The sequence below is a fragment of the Clostridioides sp. LIBA-6622 genome, assembly GCF_056716095.1.
This window is the reverse complement of record NZ_CP196998.1, coordinates 119,816-134,236: the sequence shown is the minus strand read 5'-3', so window position 1 is coordinate 134,236 and position 14,421 is coordinate 119,816. Positions and strand designations below refer to the sequence as shown.

Annotated in this window: 15 protein-coding genes, 1 tRNA gene and 2 rRNA genes; all 18 read right to left on the bottom strand. The window is 36.7% G+C overall.

What is annotated here, in order from left to right; all coding sequences use genetic code 11:
- Positions 1-94 precede the first annotated feature (94 nt).
- A 23S ribosomal RNA gene (locus ACTG47_RS00875) occupies positions 95-2,991 on the bottom strand.
- Between the two features lie 269 nt (positions 2,992-3,260).
- Positions 3,261-3,336 (bottom strand) — tRNA-Ala (locus tag ACTG47_RS00870).
- 55 nt (positions 3,337-3,391) lie between these two features.
- A 16S ribosomal RNA gene (locus ACTG47_RS00865) occupies positions 3,392-4,894 on the bottom strand.
- Together the 16S and 23S rRNA genes with 1 tRNA gene alongside form the textbook arrangement of a ribosomal RNA operon.
- Before the next feature lie 284 nt (positions 4,895-5,178).
- Entirely contained in the window at positions 5,179-5,883 is a 705-nt protein-coding gene (gene cwlD / locus ACTG47_RS00860) for an N-acetylmuramoyl-L-alanine amidase CwlD (protein ID WP_074179374.1), read from the bottom strand.
- A gap of 515 nt (positions 5,884-6,398) precedes the next feature.
- Positions 6,399-6,791, bottom strand: coding sequence for a 30S ribosomal protein S9 (rpsI, locus tag ACTG47_RS00855; RefSeq protein WP_003421105.1), 393 nt, complete (start codon positions 6,789-6,791; stop codon positions 6,399-6,401).
- A 28-nt stretch (positions 6,792-6,819) separates the two neighbouring features.
- Positions 6,820-7,251: a 50S ribosomal protein L13 gene (gene rplM / locus ACTG47_RS00850; protein ID WP_021382526.1), complete on the bottom strand. Its 432-nt coding sequence runs from the start codon at positions 7,249-7,251 to the stop codon at positions 6,820-6,822.
- A gap of 119 nt (positions 7,252-7,370) precedes the next feature.
- A complete protein-coding gene (gene truA / locus ACTG47_RS00845; RefSeq protein ID WP_479925790.1) occupies positions 7,371-8,102 on the bottom strand; it encodes a tRNA pseudouridine(38-40) synthase TruA in 732 nt (243 codons plus the stop codon).
- 29 nt (positions 8,103-8,131) lie between these two features.
- Positions 8,132-8,935, bottom strand: a complete 804-nt coding sequence (locus ACTG47_RS00840; protein WP_169470370.1) for an energy-coupling factor transporter transmembrane component T — start codon at positions 8,933-8,935, stop codon at positions 8,132-8,134.
- Positions 8,929-9,795 carry an energy-coupling factor transporter ATPase gene (locus ACTG47_RS00835; RefSeq protein ID WP_479925789.1) on the bottom strand — a complete coding sequence of 289 codons (867 nt, stop codon included), beginning with the start codon at positions 9,793-9,795 and terminating at the stop codon, positions 8,929-8,931. The genes ACTG47_RS00840 and ACTG47_RS00835 overlap by 7 nt, the downstream gene beginning before the upstream one ends.
- Complete coding sequence (locus tag ACTG47_RS00830) at positions 9,783-10,616, bottom strand: energy-coupling factor transporter ATPase (RefSeq protein ID WP_021382523.1); 834 nt, start codon at positions 10,614-10,616, stop codon at positions 9,783-9,785. The genes ACTG47_RS00835 and ACTG47_RS00830 overlap by 13 nt, the downstream gene beginning before the upstream one ends.
- Before the next feature lie 119 nt (positions 10,617-10,735).
- The gene (gene rplQ, locus ACTG47_RS00825) at positions 10,736-11,077 is read right to left on the bottom strand and encodes a 50S ribosomal protein L17 (RefSeq protein WP_003421117.1); all 342 of its coding nucleotides are present in this window, start codon (positions 11,075-11,077) and stop codon (positions 10,736-10,738) included.
- 20 nt (positions 11,078-11,097) lie between these two features.
- Entirely contained in the window at positions 11,098-12,045 is a 948-nt protein-coding gene (locus ACTG47_RS00820; RefSeq protein WP_003427733.1) for a DNA-directed RNA polymerase subunit alpha, read from the bottom strand.
- A 77-nt stretch (positions 12,046-12,122) separates the two neighbouring features.
- Positions 12,123-12,746 (bottom strand): 30S ribosomal protein S4, encoded by a 624-nt coding sequence (rpsD, locus tag ACTG47_RS00815; RefSeq protein WP_021382518.1) that lies wholly within the window; start codon positions 12,744-12,746, stop codon positions 12,123-12,125.
- A gap of 32 nt (positions 12,747-12,778) precedes the next feature.
- Entirely contained in the window at positions 12,779-13,177 is a 399-nt protein-coding gene (rpsK, locus tag ACTG47_RS00810; RefSeq protein ID WP_003421122.1) for a 30S ribosomal protein S11, read from the bottom strand.
- 35 nt (positions 13,178-13,212) lie between these two features.
- Entirely contained in the window at positions 13,213-13,584 is a 372-nt protein-coding gene (gene rpsM / locus ACTG47_RS00805) for a 30S ribosomal protein S13 (protein ID WP_021382517.1), read from the bottom strand.
- 152 nt (positions 13,585-13,736) lie between these two features.
- Positions 13,737-13,850, bottom strand: coding sequence for a 50S ribosomal protein L36 (gene rpmJ / locus ACTG47_RS00800; protein WP_002509257.1), 114 nt, complete (start codon positions 13,848-13,850; stop codon positions 13,737-13,739).
- Between the two features lie 35 nt (positions 13,851-13,885).
- On the bottom strand, positions 13,886-14,104 hold the full coding sequence (gene infA / locus ACTG47_RS00795; RefSeq protein WP_003421127.1) for a translation initiation factor IF-1: 219 nt from the start codon (positions 14,102-14,104) through the stop codon (positions 13,886-13,888).
- 37 nt (positions 14,105-14,141) lie between these two features.
- Positions 14,142-14,411, bottom strand: a complete 270-nt coding sequence (locus ACTG47_RS00790; protein ID WP_169470372.1) for a KOW domain-containing RNA-binding protein — start codon at positions 14,409-14,411, stop codon at positions 14,142-14,144.
- Positions 14,412-14,421: the final 10 nt, after the last annotated feature.

The window sequence follows — 14,421 nt, the reverse complement described above, 5'->3', positions numbered from 1 at the left end:
TTTTTTGTTATTTTTGTCAATACTTTTTTTATTTTTTTTAGAGTTAGTACTCTAAAAACTGCACATATATCTTACTGAATGAACATCAAATAATTTGGTCAAGTCCTCGACCTATTAGTATCGATAAGCTAAATACATTGCTGCACTTACACCTTCGACCTATCAACCAGATAGTCTTTCTGGGGTCTTACCCTTGCGGTGGGAAATCTTATCTTGAAGTCGGCTTCGCGCTTAGATGCTTTCAGCGCTTATCCATTCCGTACATAGCTACCCAGCCATGCCCTTGGCAGAACAACTGGTACACCAGAGGTACGTCCATCCCGGTCCTCTCGTACTAAGGACAGGTCTTCTCAAATTTCCTACGCCTGCGACGGATAGGGACCGAACTGTCTCACGACGTTCTGAACCCAGCTCGCGTACCACTTTAATGGGCGAACAGCCCAACCCTTGGGACCTACTACAGCCCCAGGATGTGATGAGCCGACATCGAGGTGCCAAACCTCCCCGTCGATGTGGACTCTTGGGGGAGATAAGCCTGTTATCCCCAGGGTAGCTTTTATCCGTTGAGCGATGGCCCTTCCACGCAGAACCACCGGATCACTAAGTCCGATTTTCATCCTTGCTCGACCTGTATGTCTTGCAATCAAGCTCTCTTTTGCCTTTACACTCTACGTACGATTTCCGACCGTACTGAGAGAACCTTTGAGCGCCTCCGTTACCTTTTGGGAGGCGACCGCCCCAGTCAAACTGCCCACCTGACAGTGTCCCAAGACCAGATTCATGGCCTATGGTTAGAGTCCCAGTACTACAAGGGTGGTATCCCAAGGATGGCTCCGCCAAAACTGGCGTCCTGGTTTCAAAGCCTCCCACCTATCCTGTACATGTAGTACCAAGACCCAATGTCAAGCTACAGTAAAGCTCCATGGGGTCTTTCCGTCCTGTCGCAGGTATCCGGCATCTTCACCGGAATTACAATTTCACCGAGTCTGTTGTTGAGACAGTGCCCAAATCGTTACGCCTTTCGTGCGGGTCGGAACTTACCCGACAAGGAATTTCGCTACCTTAGGACCGTTATAGTTACGGCCGCCGTTTACTGGGGCTTAAGTTCACTGCTTCGATTGCTCTAACAGATCCCCTTAACCTTCCAGCACCGGGCAGGCGTCAGCTCCTATACATCGTCTTGCGACTTAGCAGAAACCTATGTTTTTGGTAAACAGTCGCTTGGGCCTATTCTCTGCGGCCACCGGATGGTGGCACCCCTTATCCCTAAGTTACGGGGTCATTTTGCCGAGTTCCTTAACAACAGTTCTCTCGCGGGCCTTAGGATACTCTCCTCACCCACCTGTGTCGGTTTGCGGTACGGGTACCTTTAACCTCGATAGAGACTTTTCTTGACAGTGTGAAATCAGCTACTTCGCTACTAAATTTCGCTCCCCATCACATCCCAGCATTATCAAAGCGGATTTACCTACTCTGACTGCCTCAATGCTTGGGCACACATAACCAACAGTGTGCTTAGCTTATCCTACTGTGTCATCCCATCTCTCAAACGGTTATCGGTAGTACAGGAATATCAACCTGTTGTCCATCACCTACGCCTTTCGGCCTCAGCTTAGGTCCCGACTAACCCAGGGCGGACGAACCTTCCCCTGGAAACCTTGGGTTTACGGCCTGTGGGATTCTCACCCACATCTCGCTACTCATGCCAACATTCTCACTCCCATACTGTCCACATGTCCTTACGGTCATGCTTCAACCCGTATGGGAAGCTCCCCTACCCATCATAATGATGCCGTAGCTTCGGTAGTAAGTTTTAGCCCCGGAAATCTTCGGCGCAGGATCACTCGACCAGTGAGCTATTACGCACTCTTTGAATGAGTGGCTGCTTCTAAGCCAACATCCTGGTTGTCTGTGCAATCCCACATCCTTTACCACTTAACTTACATTTAGGGACCTTAGCTGACGATCTGGGCTGTTGCCCTTTCGACTATGAATCTTATCACCCACAGTCTGACTCCCAAGTATAAGATGACGGCATTCGGAGTTTGATAGTCTTCGGTAGGTGCAATACCCCCTAGGACATTCAGTGCTCTACCTCCGTATCTCTCACCTTGAGGCTAGCCCTAAAGCTATTTCGGGGAGAACCAGCTATCTCCGGGCTCGATTGGAATTTCACCGCTACCCACAAGTCATCCCCGAGCTTTTCAACGCTCGTGGGTTCGGACCTCCACGAAATTTTACTTTCGCTTCATCCTGCTCATGGGTAGGTCGCCCGGTTTCGGGTCTACGTCAAGTAACTGAACGCTCAGTTAAAACTCGCTTTCGCTACGGCTCCACACCTTAAGTGCTTAACCTTGCTACTTAACGTAACTCGTTGGCCCGTTCTACAAAAAGTACGCGGTCACACAAGAAATGTGCTTCCACAGCTTGTAAGTGCAGGGTTTCAGGTTCTATTTCACTCCCCTCCCGGGGTTCTTTTCACCTTTCCCTCACGGTACTATACGCTATCGGTCACTAGGTAGTATTTAGCCTTGGAGGGTGGTCCCTCCTGCTTCCCACAGGGTTTCACGTGTCCCGTGGTACTCTGGATCATATCTAAAGTCTTCTCGTTTAACATACAGGACTATTACCTTCTGTGGTGGGTCTTTCCAAACCTCTTCAATTACGATACCTCTTCGTTATGATATGTCCGCAACCCCAATAAAGAAAACTTTATTGGTTTGGGCTCTTCCGCGTTCGCTCGCCGCTACTTACGGAATCGAATTTCTTTCTCTTCCTTCAGGTACTTAGATGTTTCAGTTCCCTGAGTTCCCCTCATTAAGCTATGAATTCACTTAATGATACTTAGACATTACTCTAAGTGAGTTTCCTCATTCGGAAATCTTCGGATCAAAGTTTACGTGCAACTCCCCGAAGCTTATCGCAGCTTATCGCGTCCTTCATCGGCTCCTAGTGCCAAGGCATCCGCCCTGCACCCTTAATAACTTGACCAGTTAAAAAGGTTTGATAGATTAAAGTCTATCAACTTGATAATTTTAAAAAGTTATCAGCTTTATATATTACAAATTAGATGTCATATCACTAAATATATATGCAGTTTTTAAGGTGCTAACGCACATCGCCAACAAACAAACTTCACATTCGTTCAGTTTATTCTGTTGCTTAAGGTGCTAACGCACAAAGCTTGAATAAAAATAAGCTTAAAGTGCAATGTAAGAGTCTACTAGATAAATCAAAGATTTAAGTAATATGCTCTTAAATGGTGGAGATGAGGAGAGTCGAACTCCTGACCCCTTGCTTGCAAGGCAAGTGCTCTCCCAACTGAGCTACACCCCCAAATATGAAGTTCATAAAGAACTTTCAAAATTAAACAGTAGGCAATTCTCCTTAGAAAGGAGGTGATCCAGCCGCACCTTCCGATACGGCTACCTTGTTACGACTTCACCCCAGTTATTGATTCCACCTTCGACGACTTCTTCCAAAAGGTTAGATAATCGGCTTCGGGCGTCTCCAACTCCCGTGGTGTGACGGGCGGTGTGTACAAGACCCGGGAACGCATTCACCGCAGCATTCTGATCTGCGATTACTAGTAACTCCAGCTTCATGTAGGCGAGTTTCAGCCTACAATCCGAACTGAGAGTAGCTTTAAGGGATTAGCTCCACCTTACGGCTTGGCAACCCTCTGTACTACCCATTGTAGCACGTGTGTAGCCCTAAGCATAAGGGGCATGATGATTTGACGTCATCCCCACCTTCCTCCAGGTTATCCCTGGCAGTCTCTCTAGAGTGCCCAACTTAATGATGGCAACTAAAGACAAGGGTTGCGCTCGTTGCGGGACTTAACCCAACATCTCACGACACGAGCTGACGACAACCATGCACCACCTGTCACCAATGTCCCCGAAGGGAACTCTCCGATTAAGGAGATGTCATTGGGATGTCAAGCTTAGGTAAGGTTCTTCGCGTTGCTTCGAATTAAACCACATGCTCCGCTACTTGTGCGGGTCCCCGTCAATTCCTTTGAGTTTCACTCTTGCGAGCGTACTTCCCAGGCGGAGTACTTAATGCGTTAGCTGCGGCACCGAGGGGGGTAACCCCCGACACCTAGTACTCATCGTTTACAGCGTGGACTACCAGGGTATCTAATCCTGTTTGCTCCCCACGCTTTCGTGCCTCAGCGTCAGTTACAGTCCAGAGAGCCGCCTTCGCAACTGGTGTTCCTCCTAATATCTACGCATTTCACCGCTACACTAGGAATTCCACTCTCCTCTCCTGCACTCAAGTCTCCCAGTTTCAAGAGCTTACTACGGTTGAGCCGTAGCCTTTCACTCCTGACTTGAAAGACCGCCTACGCACCCTTTACGCCCAGTAAATCCGGATAACGCTAGCCCCCTACGTATTACCGCGGCTGCTGGCACGTAGTTAGCCGGGGCTTCCTCCTCAAGTACCGTCATTATCTTCCTTGAGGACAGAGTTTTACGACCCGAAGGCCTTCATCACTCACGCGGCGTTGCTGCATCAGGCTTTCGCCCATTGTGCAATATTCCCCACTGCTGCCTCCCGTAGGAGTTTGGACCGTGTCTCAGTTCCAATGTGGCCGATCACCCTCTCAGGTCGGCTACTGATCGTCGCCTTGGTAAGCCGTTACCTTACCAACTAGCTAATCAGACGCGGGTCCATCCTGTACTGGCTCACCTTTGATATTTAAGAGATGCCTCTCAAATATGTTATCCCGTATTAGCATACCTTTCGGTATGTTATCCGTGTGTACAGGGTAGGTTACCCACGCGTTACTCACCCGTCCGCCGCTCTTTACCGAAGTAAATCGCTCAACTTGCATGTGTTAGGCACGCCGCCAGCGTTCATCCTGAGCCAGGATCAAACTCTCAAATAAAAGTTTATCAGGCTCAGATACTATTGTTATCAAAATATCTGGCTTTATGGTTTGTTTCTTGTTTATAAATTAACCTACTGTTTAATTTTCAAAGTTCTTTTGTCGTATTTTTGTGCTCCTTTTGGGCACTCATATATAATACCATCTATATGATTCCAAGTCAACGCTTTTTTAACTTTTATTTTAAATATTTTTTTGTCAAAACAAAAATAGCCTATATTAATGCATTTTAACTGCTTTAATACAAGCTATTTACATATTCAGACCTATATTATATGCTAACTTTAACTTAGATATTTTTGTATTCCTATGTATATTGCCCATGCTATCTTCTCTTGGTATGTTTCATCAGTCAAAAGTTTACATTCTTTTTCATTTGATAAAAAACCACACTCTATTAATACTGATGGAATGTTGTTTTCTTTTAAAAGATATATATCGTCTCTAGGTTTAACCTCTCTATTATTGGTCTTATCTACTACTCTTTTAAGTTCTTCTTGAATACACTTTGATAATTCTTTACTATCTTGCTTGTCTTTAGGATAAAAAGTTTGAGCTCCATAGTATTTTGATTGTTCAAATGCATTGAGATGTATGGAAACAAACATATTAGCATTAGAATTGGATATCATTTCTTTCCTATTTTTCAAATTCTCATTATACTTTTGTCTTGTTGTTTTGTTATTTCCCTCTTTGTAAAGACTACTATCATCTTCTCTAGTCAATATTACAAGGCCTCCGCTTGATTCTATAAGCTCTCTAAGCTTAAGTGTTATAGCTAGATTAATATCCTTTTCAGATGTGCTCTTATCCTTATTTAACGCACCTGGATCAATCCCCCCATGACCAGCATCTAAAATTATTGTTTTATTTGTTACTGGCATATACTTAATAACATCTTCAGATATATTTTTCACTTCAAATATTGACACTATTACTAGACACACCATAACAAAACTGAAAATTATATGTTTTATATACTTTCTCACAACATCACCCTGTATATGTATACTTATAAAAACACTATAATATTCCAAATATTAGTACAAACATTTTGATTTTACTTTTCTAATTATCAATTTCTATTTATTAGTATCTATATATATGATTTACAATATTATATATAGATACTAACCCCTTTAATTTAATACTCTTATATATTATTAAATAATGAACATTTTAATAATATATAAGCTATAATAACATAGTCTACGAATTATACTAATGTATATTCATAGACTATGTTATTATAGTATATAAAACTTTTAATTCTTGATATATAAACTGCTTTTATTAACAATACTATTGTATTAAGTAATTTTAATGCATAGTTTTTCTATTGTTTAAATAAAAAAGGATGCTTTTCCTACAGAAAAACATCCTAATAAAATATCTTATTATTTTATTGTATATCAGTCTTAATTCAAACCCAACATTTTTAACATAACAATACTTTCTAAATGGATATATATAAAGTATTGTACTTTTCCAAAAAAATAAGTAATTATCTTTTTGAGAATTGTGGAGCTCTTCTTGCTGCTTTTAATCCGTATTTCTTTCTTTCCTTCATTCTTGCATCTCTAGTTAAGAAACCTTCTTTCTTTAAAGCAGGTCTTAAGTCTAAATCAGCTTTTAATAAAGCTCTAGATATACCATGTCTTATAGCTCCAGCTTGTCCAGTGAATCCTCCACCTTCAACTTTTACTATAACATCATATTTATTTTCATTTCCAGTTAAAACTAATGGTTGTTTAACATCTCTTATTAATGTTTCATAGTTAAAATAATTTTCTAATGCTCTTCCATTTACTAATATATTTCCTTCACCTGCAACTAGTCTTACTCTAGCAACAGAACTTTTTCTTCTTCCAGTTCCATAATATTGAACGTTAGCCATTATAAACTCCTCCTTTCACCTATTAATCTTACTTAAAGTTTAAAACTTCTGGATTTTGAGCTGCATGAGTGTGCTCAGCACCTGCAAATACTCTTAATCTAGTCATCATTCTACTTCTTAATTTGTTCTTAGGTAACATACCACTTACAGCATGTGCTATAACTTCTTCTGGTTTCTTATCCATCATATCTCTATAAGATATTTCTTTTAATCCACCTACATAACCAGTATGGTATCTGTAATATTTTTGATCTAATTTTTTACCACTTAAAACTATCTTTCCTGCATTTACTACAACAACAAAATCTCCACCATCAACGTGAGGAGTAAATGTTGGTTTATGTTTACCTCTCAATACTGTCGCAATTTCTGTTGCTAAACGACCTAATGTTTTACCTTCAGCGTCAACTAAGTACCATTTTCTTTGTACATCAGCTGGCTTAGCTATATAACTTTTCATAACTGTCCCTCCTTAACTATTTCTCATAAAATTTTTTTACCGTTTATGTCAAGTCCGGGGCAAGTGGACTTATTAACACATTCTCATATATTTTAATACATGTGGCCTGGTGTGTCAAGTTAATAATGAACTTTTTTAAGAAATAATCCTTGTGCTGGAGCTGTATGTCCACATTTTGATCTAGTTTTAGATTCTATTATATCCAAAAATGACTCATTAATCCTACCACGACCTATATCAATAAGTGTTCCAACAATAATCCTTACCATATTATATAAGAATCCATTTCCACTAATTTCTATAACAATTAAATCATCCTTTTTATTGACATCAATATCATATATAGTTCTAATTGTATCTTTTACAGATGAACCAGAACTCATAAAGCCTTTAAAGTCATGTGTTCCCAGCAGACTTTTTGACTCTAAACATATTTTATCAAAGTCAAGTTCATATTTTACTTGATATGATATATCACTAAGTATTGGATTTCTAAACTTGCTATTATATATTAAATATTTATATGTTTTACCTTTTGCACTATACCTTGAATGAAAATTTTCGTTAACTTCACATGCTTTTATAATTGATATATCTTTTGGTAATTTAGCATTTAAAGCCATTGGTATACTTTCTACATTTATGTCTGAATTAATTTTAAAATTTGCGGTTTGACCAATAGCATGAACTCCTGAATCAGTTCTACCTGACCCTACAAGTTTGACTTCTTCTCTTGTTATATCATATATAGCCTTTTCTATTGTACCCTGTATTCCTAAAGAATCAGGTTGCTTTTGCCATCCACAATAATTACTGCCATTATATTGGATTGTAATTTTTATATTTCTCATATTTTACCTCATTTATATCTATGTTTCTATTAGATTGCTATAAATCTAGTAGCTATAATCACTCCTAAATAAACAACTTGGAATACACATGCTATATAATCTCTCTTTGTTATGATAGACTCTCTCATTTTAGTTCTATTATGTCCACCTCTATAACATCTAGCTTCCATAGCCATAGCTAATTCATCAGCTCTTCTAAATGCACTCACAAATAATGGTACCAACAGAGGAACTAAGTTCTTAGCTCTGTTTATAAGGTTTTTACTTTCAAAGTCTGCCCCTCTAGACATTTGAGCTTTCATTATTTTATCAGTCTCATCCAATAATGTAGGAATAAAACGTAAAGCGATTGTCATCATCATTGCAAGTTCATGTACTGGTAACCCAATTTTTTTAAATGGGTTAAGCAATCTTTCTATACCATCTGTTAATTCTATTGGTGAAGTAGTTAGAGTAAGTAAAGATGTCCCAACCACTAAAAATATAAGTCTTATTGCCATGAAAATTGCTTGTCTTAGACCTTGTTTTGTTATTGCTAAAAATCCAAATGACCATATTTCATCACCTGGCAAGAAAAAAATATTTATAAGAAATGTAAATAAAATAATCCATTTAAGAGGTTTTACACCCTTAATAATATACTTAACTGGTATATTAGCTAACTTTATCATACCTAATAAACATAATAAAACTACTATATAAGGCCAAAATTTATTTACTACAAATATAGACACCATAAACACAATTGTTGCTACAAGTTTTATCCTTGGATCTAATTTATGAATAGCAGAACTCGTTGGGTAGTATTGCCCTATAGTTATATCTTTTAACATAATCCTCGTCCTCTCACAACTTTTAATATTTCTTGTTTTGCTTCTTCTAAAGTCAATATATCTTCTCTGATGTCAAAACCTTTTTGTCTCAATTTCAATGCAAGCTCTAAAACTTGTGGAATATCTAATCCTATCTCTTTCAATTTACTAGCATTCGATTTAAATACTTCTCTAGGAGTCCCCATAAATTCTATTCTACCATGATTCATAACAATTAAAGTTTTTGCTAACTTTGCCATGTCATCCATACTATGAGATGATAGTATTATAGTCATATTGTTTTTTTCATGTAAATCCTTTATTAAATTAAAAATTTCATCTCTTCCACCAGGGTCAAGACCAGCAGTAGGTTCATCCAGTATAAGAACTTCTGGGTTCATGGCTATAACTCCAGCAATTGCTACCCTACGTTTTTGACCACCAGATAATTCAAAAGGAGATTTATCCTTAAATTCCTCATAATCAAGTCCTACAGCTTCCATTGATGCTTTCACCCTATTATGTATCTCAGACTCCTCTAAGCCTAAATTAGCAGGTCCAAAAGCTATATCTTTATCAATCGTTTCTTCAAACAATTGGTATTCTGGATATTGAAATACAACACCTACTCTTTTTCTAATCTCAGTTAGGTTCAAGTTTTTATCTGTTATATTAAAATCGTTTATAAATATTTCTCCTGAGGAAGGCTTTAATAATCCATTTAAATGTTGTATTAATGTAGATTTTCCTGAACCTGTATGACCTATGAGACCAACAAAATCTCTATCTTTAATCTCAAAAGAAACATCATCAAGTGCCTTACTTGCAAAAGGCATTCCTTCATTATATATATGTGTTAAATTCTTTACTATAATTGACATAATTCCATCACCATCTCATCCACAGTTAATATATCACTACCAATATTCATTCCTTCTTCTATTAACAAACTAGACAACTCTGTCATACAAGGTACATCTAAACCGATTTCCTTTAGCATCTTTATTTCACTGAATACTTCTCTAGGAGTACCCTCTAAGATTTTTTTCCCTTTTTCCATAACCACAACTCTATCTGCCTCTACTGCTTCTTCCATAAAGTGTGTTATATGTATAACAGTTATATTTTCTTCTTTGTTAAGTCTTTTTATTGTTTTCATAACTTCTTTTCTTCCAGATGGGTCTAACATTGCTGTCGCTTCATCAAATATTATACATTTAGGCCTCATAGCAATAATTCCTGCTATTGCAACTCTTTGTTTTTGACCACCTGATAACAAGTGTGGTTGTCTACCTCTTAAATCATACATACCTACACTCTTTAAAGACTCCTCTACAATACGTCTTATTTCTTTAGGCTCTATCCCTAAGTTTTCAGGTCCAAACGCGACATCTTCCTCTACTATTGTCGCAACTATTTGATTATCTGGGTTTTGAAATACCATACCTGCAGTTTGTCTTATATCCCATAATCTTTCTTCCTCTTTAGTATCCATTCCATCAATAAGAATGTTTCCCTCAGTAGGCATAAGAATTGCATTTAAGTTTTTAGATAAAGTAGACTTACCAGAACCATTATGTCCTATTATCGCAACAAATTCTCCTTTTTTAACATCTAGGCTTAAATTATCTATTGCTTTAAGTTTTGCTTCATCTGTAATATACTCAAACGAAATATTATTTACCTTTACTATATTATCCATTAATTCATACTCCTTTTAGTAAGCAATAACTTATAAAAATCATTTTACACATTATTATATCACACCTGAGTCAAAAAAATAAAAAAAAGATTAAGCCATCAAGCCTAATCCTTTCCTTACTATACTAATTCTATAAAAGCCATTTCAGCAGCATCGCCTTTTCTTGGCCCTATTTTTATTATTCTAGTGTATCCACCATTTCTCTCAGCATATTTTGGAGCTAAATCTGTGAATAAGTTATTAACTACTGTTTCATCCATAACATAAGCTAAAACTTGTCTTCTAGCATGAAGATCCCCTCTTTTAGCAAGAGTTATCATCTTTTCAGCCATTCTACGAGTTTCTTTCGCTCTAGTCACTGTAGTTTCTATTCTTCCACTTCTTAGTAAGCAAGTTACTAAGTTTCTTAACATAAGGTTTCTGTGAGCTGTTTCACGTCCTAATTTACGGTACTTAGCCATTCTTATCCCTCCTTTGCTCGCTATTCTTCACTTGGTTTTAATCCTAATCCAAGTTCCTCTAGTTTTTGTATTACCTCTTCTAATGACTTCTTACCTAGGTTTCTAACCTTCATCATATCATCCTCAGATTTATTAGCTAATTCTTCAACTGTATTAATTCCCGCTCTCTTTAAACAGTTATATGATCTAACTGATAAATCTAATTCTTCTATAGTCATTTCAAGGACTTTTTCTTTTTGATCTTCTTCTTTTTCTACCATGATTTCAACACTACTTACATGTTCAGTTAAGTCTATAAATAGATTTAAATGCTCAACTAATACTTTCGCAGCTAATGATATACCCTCTTGAGGATTTATACTACCATTAGTCCATACTTCTAGTACTAATTTATCATAATCTGTTTTTTGACCAACTCTTGTGTTTTCTACATGATAACTAACTTTCTCAACAGGAGTATATATTGAATCCACAGGTAAAACACCTATTGGAACATTCTCTGTTTTATTTTCTTCAGCAGAAACATAGCCTCTACCTTTATCTACAAATATTTCCATATTAAGTTTAGCATTATCATCTAATGTAGCTATTGCTAAATCTTTACTTAATATTTCAACATCTGGAGGACAGATTATATCTGCACCTGTGATAGAGCATGGTCCTTGAGCCTCTATTTTAAGTGTTCTACTTCCTTCACCATCTATAGTTGCTGAAAGCTCTTTTAAAGTTAATATTATCTCAGTAACATCTTCTTTAACACCAGGTATTGTAGAGAATTCATGAAGAACTCCATCTATTTTTATGGCATTTACTGCCACTCCTGGTAATGATGATAATAATATTCTTCTTAGTGCGTTACCTATAGTTATTCCATATCCTCTTTCTAGAGGTTCTATAACAAACTTACCATATCTATAGTCTTCGCTAAGCTCAACTATATCTACTTTTGGCTTTTCTATTTCTATCATGGACAAAACCCTCCTTAAAATTCAGTAATCCACTGAGGGTAAACAAAATTTTAAAATAATTTTTAAAAGTGTGCTTATTATTTAGAGTAAAGTTCTATGATTAAGTGCTCAGCTATCTCAAGATCTATATCTTCTCTTGTTGGAACACCAACTACTTTTGCTGTCATTCCTTCTACATTAGCTTCTAACCATTTAGGAGCTATTCTTGAGTTAACTTCTACTAAATTTTTGAATTTTGCAGAAGATCTTGATTTCTCTTTAACTTCTATAACATCTCCAACTTTAACTACTAATGAAGGGATGTCTACTTTATTTCCATTTAAAGTGAAATGACCATGAGCTACTAATTGTCTAGCTTCTTTTCTAGAAGATGCTAGTCCCATTCTGTAAACTACATTATCTAATCTTCTCTCTAATAAACTTAATAAGTTTTCACCTGCTTTACCAGGCATATTTTCAGCACGTTCATATAAGTTTCTAAATTGAGTTTCTAAAACTCCATATATTCTTTTAACTTTTTGTTTTTCTCTTAATTGTAATCCATAGTTAGAAACTTTCTTTCTTCCTTGGCCATGTTGACCTGGAGCATAGTTTCTTTTTACTATAGCACATTTATCTGTATAACATCTATCACCTTTAAGGAATAATTTCATTCCCTCTCTACGGCATTGTCTACATGATGCACCTGTATATCTTGCCATTTATCTACACCTCCTATTTGTACTCTTCTTAATTACACTCTTCTTCTCTTTGGTGGTCTGCATCCGTTATGTGGGATTGGAGTAACGTCTTTTATCATAGTTACTTCTAGTCCAGTTGCTTGTAAAGCTCTTATTGCAGCTTCTCTTCCTGAACCTGGCCCCTTTACGAATACCTCAACACTTTTTAGTCCGTGTTCCATAGCAGCTTTTGCAGCTGTTTCAGCAGCCATTTGAGATGCAAATGGAGTTGATTTTCTTGATCCTTTAAATCCTAATTGTCCAGAACTTGCCCAAGATATAGCATTTCCATGAACGTCAGTTAAAGTTATTATTGTATTATTGAAAGTTGATTGTATATGAGCATGACCACGTTCTATATTTTTACGTTCTCTTCTTCTAATACGTGTAACTTTCTTTTTTGGTTTAGCCATTTTCCTTTTCCCTCCTTCATCTAATTATTATTTATTTATTTTTTCTTTTTACGAGATACTGTTTTTCTAGGACCTTTTCTAGTTCTAGCATTAGTCTTAGTTCTTTGTCCTCTTAATGGAAGACCTTTAGCGTGTCTTATTCCTCTATAACATTTTATATCTCTTAATCTCTTTATGTTTAAAGCAATTTCTCTTCTTAAGTCACCTTCAACTAAGAAATCGTCATCTATAACTTTTCTTAAATCATTAACTTGATCTTCTGATAAATCTTTTATTCTAGTATCTGGATTTATCTCAGCCTTAGCTAATATTTCGTTAGCAGTTGCTTTACCTATACCATATATATAAGTTAAGCCTATCTCCGCTCTTTTTTCTCTAGGTAAATCTACCCCAGCTATTCTTGCCATGATCGCACCTCCTACACATAGTTTTTAGTGTTTAAAACCTCGTATCATATACCAATCCTACGCCAGATTGTTCAACGATTTTAACGTTCTTTTGTTAACATCACAATATAGTATTATACTATAAATTTTAACAAAATACTAGTAATAATTTCTTATCCTTGCTTTTGCTTATGCTTTGGATTTTCACAGATAACCATTACTTTTCCTTTTCTTTTTATTACTTTACATTTTTCACATATTGGTTTTACTGATGGTCTAACCTTCATTATTAATCCCTCCTTAGACTAAATATTAATATAGTCTACTTCTTACGCCAAGTAATTCTTCCTCTTGTAAGGTCATATGGAGAAAGTTCAACATTCACCTTGTCACCTTCAAGAATTCTTATAAAGTTCATTCTTAGCTTTCCAGAAATGTGGCATAATATTTCATGTCCATTCTCTAGTTTAACTTTAAACATAGCATTAGGTAAAGCTTCTGAAACTGTACCTTCTAATTCTATAACATCTTTTTTGGCCATTAACTAACCAGCCCTCCATTTCAATAAGTTAAATCATCTAATTTAACTTAGTAAGTTCAGCTCTTAAAAAAGAATCTGTAATTTCTTGTCCAGATACTACTCTTTTTCTAACTTCATCATTAATAAAATTATATTTTTTTAAGTGCTTCACTTTCTTTAACTTAGGTTTGTCAAGTTTTCGTTTCTTTCCATCAGCTATTAATACATATTCATGATTAACTACTTTGACTACGAAAAATAAATTTCCTTTGTCTCGTCCTAATGAAACTTTAACAACTTGACCTATACTTAAATTATCTGATAGCACTTTTTTCACC

Excerpts from the sequence above, each read along its gene's own strand:
- rpsI (WP_003421105.1), bottom strand. The coding sequence starts at position 6,791 with ATGGCTAACGTTCAATATTATGGAACTGGAAGAAGAAAAAGTTCTGTT.
- rplM (WP_021382526.1), bottom strand. The coding sequence starts at position 7,251 with ATGAAAAGTTATATAGCTAAGCCAGCTGATGTACAAAGAAAATGGTAC.
- truA (WP_479925790.1), bottom strand. The coding sequence starts at position 8,102 with ATGAGAAATATAAAAATTACAATCCAATATAATGGCAGTAATTATTGT.
- ACTG47_RS00840 (WP_169470370.1), bottom strand. The coding sequence starts at position 8,935 with ATGTTAAAAGATATAACTATAGGGCAATACTACCCAACGAGTTCTGCT.
- ACTG47_RS00835 (WP_479925789.1), bottom strand. The coding sequence starts at position 9,795 with ATGTCAATTATAGTAAAGAATTTAACACATATATATAATGAAGGAATG.
- ACTG47_RS00830 (WP_021382523.1), bottom strand. The coding sequence starts at position 10,616 with ATGGATAATATAGTAAAGGTAAATAATATTTCGTTTGAGTATATTACA.
- rplQ (WP_003421117.1), bottom strand. The coding sequence starts at position 11,077 with ATGGCTAAGTACCGTAAATTAGGACGTGAAACAGCTCACAGAAACCTT.
- ACTG47_RS00820 (WP_003427733.1), bottom strand. The coding sequence starts at position 12,045 with ATGATAGAAATAGAAAAGCCAAAAGTAGATATAGTTGAGCTTAGCGAA.
- rpsD (WP_021382518.1), bottom strand. The coding sequence starts at position 12,746 with ATGGCAAGATATACAGGTGCATCATGTAGACAATGCCGTAGAGAGGGA.
- rpsK (WP_003421122.1), bottom strand. The coding sequence starts at position 13,177 with ATGGCTAAACCAAAAAAGAAAGTTACACGTATTAGAAGAAGAGAACGT.
- rpsM (WP_021382517.1), bottom strand. The coding sequence starts at position 13,584 with ATGGCAAGAATAGCTGGGGTAGATTTACCTAGAGAAAAAAGAGCGGAG.
- rpmJ (WP_002509257.1), bottom strand. The coding sequence starts at position 13,850 with ATGAAGGTTAGACCATCAGTAAAACCAATATGTGAAAAATGTAAAGTA.
- infA (WP_003421127.1), bottom strand. The coding sequence starts at position 14,104 with ATGGCCAAAAAAGATGTTATAGAATTAGAAGGTACAGTTTCAGAAGCT.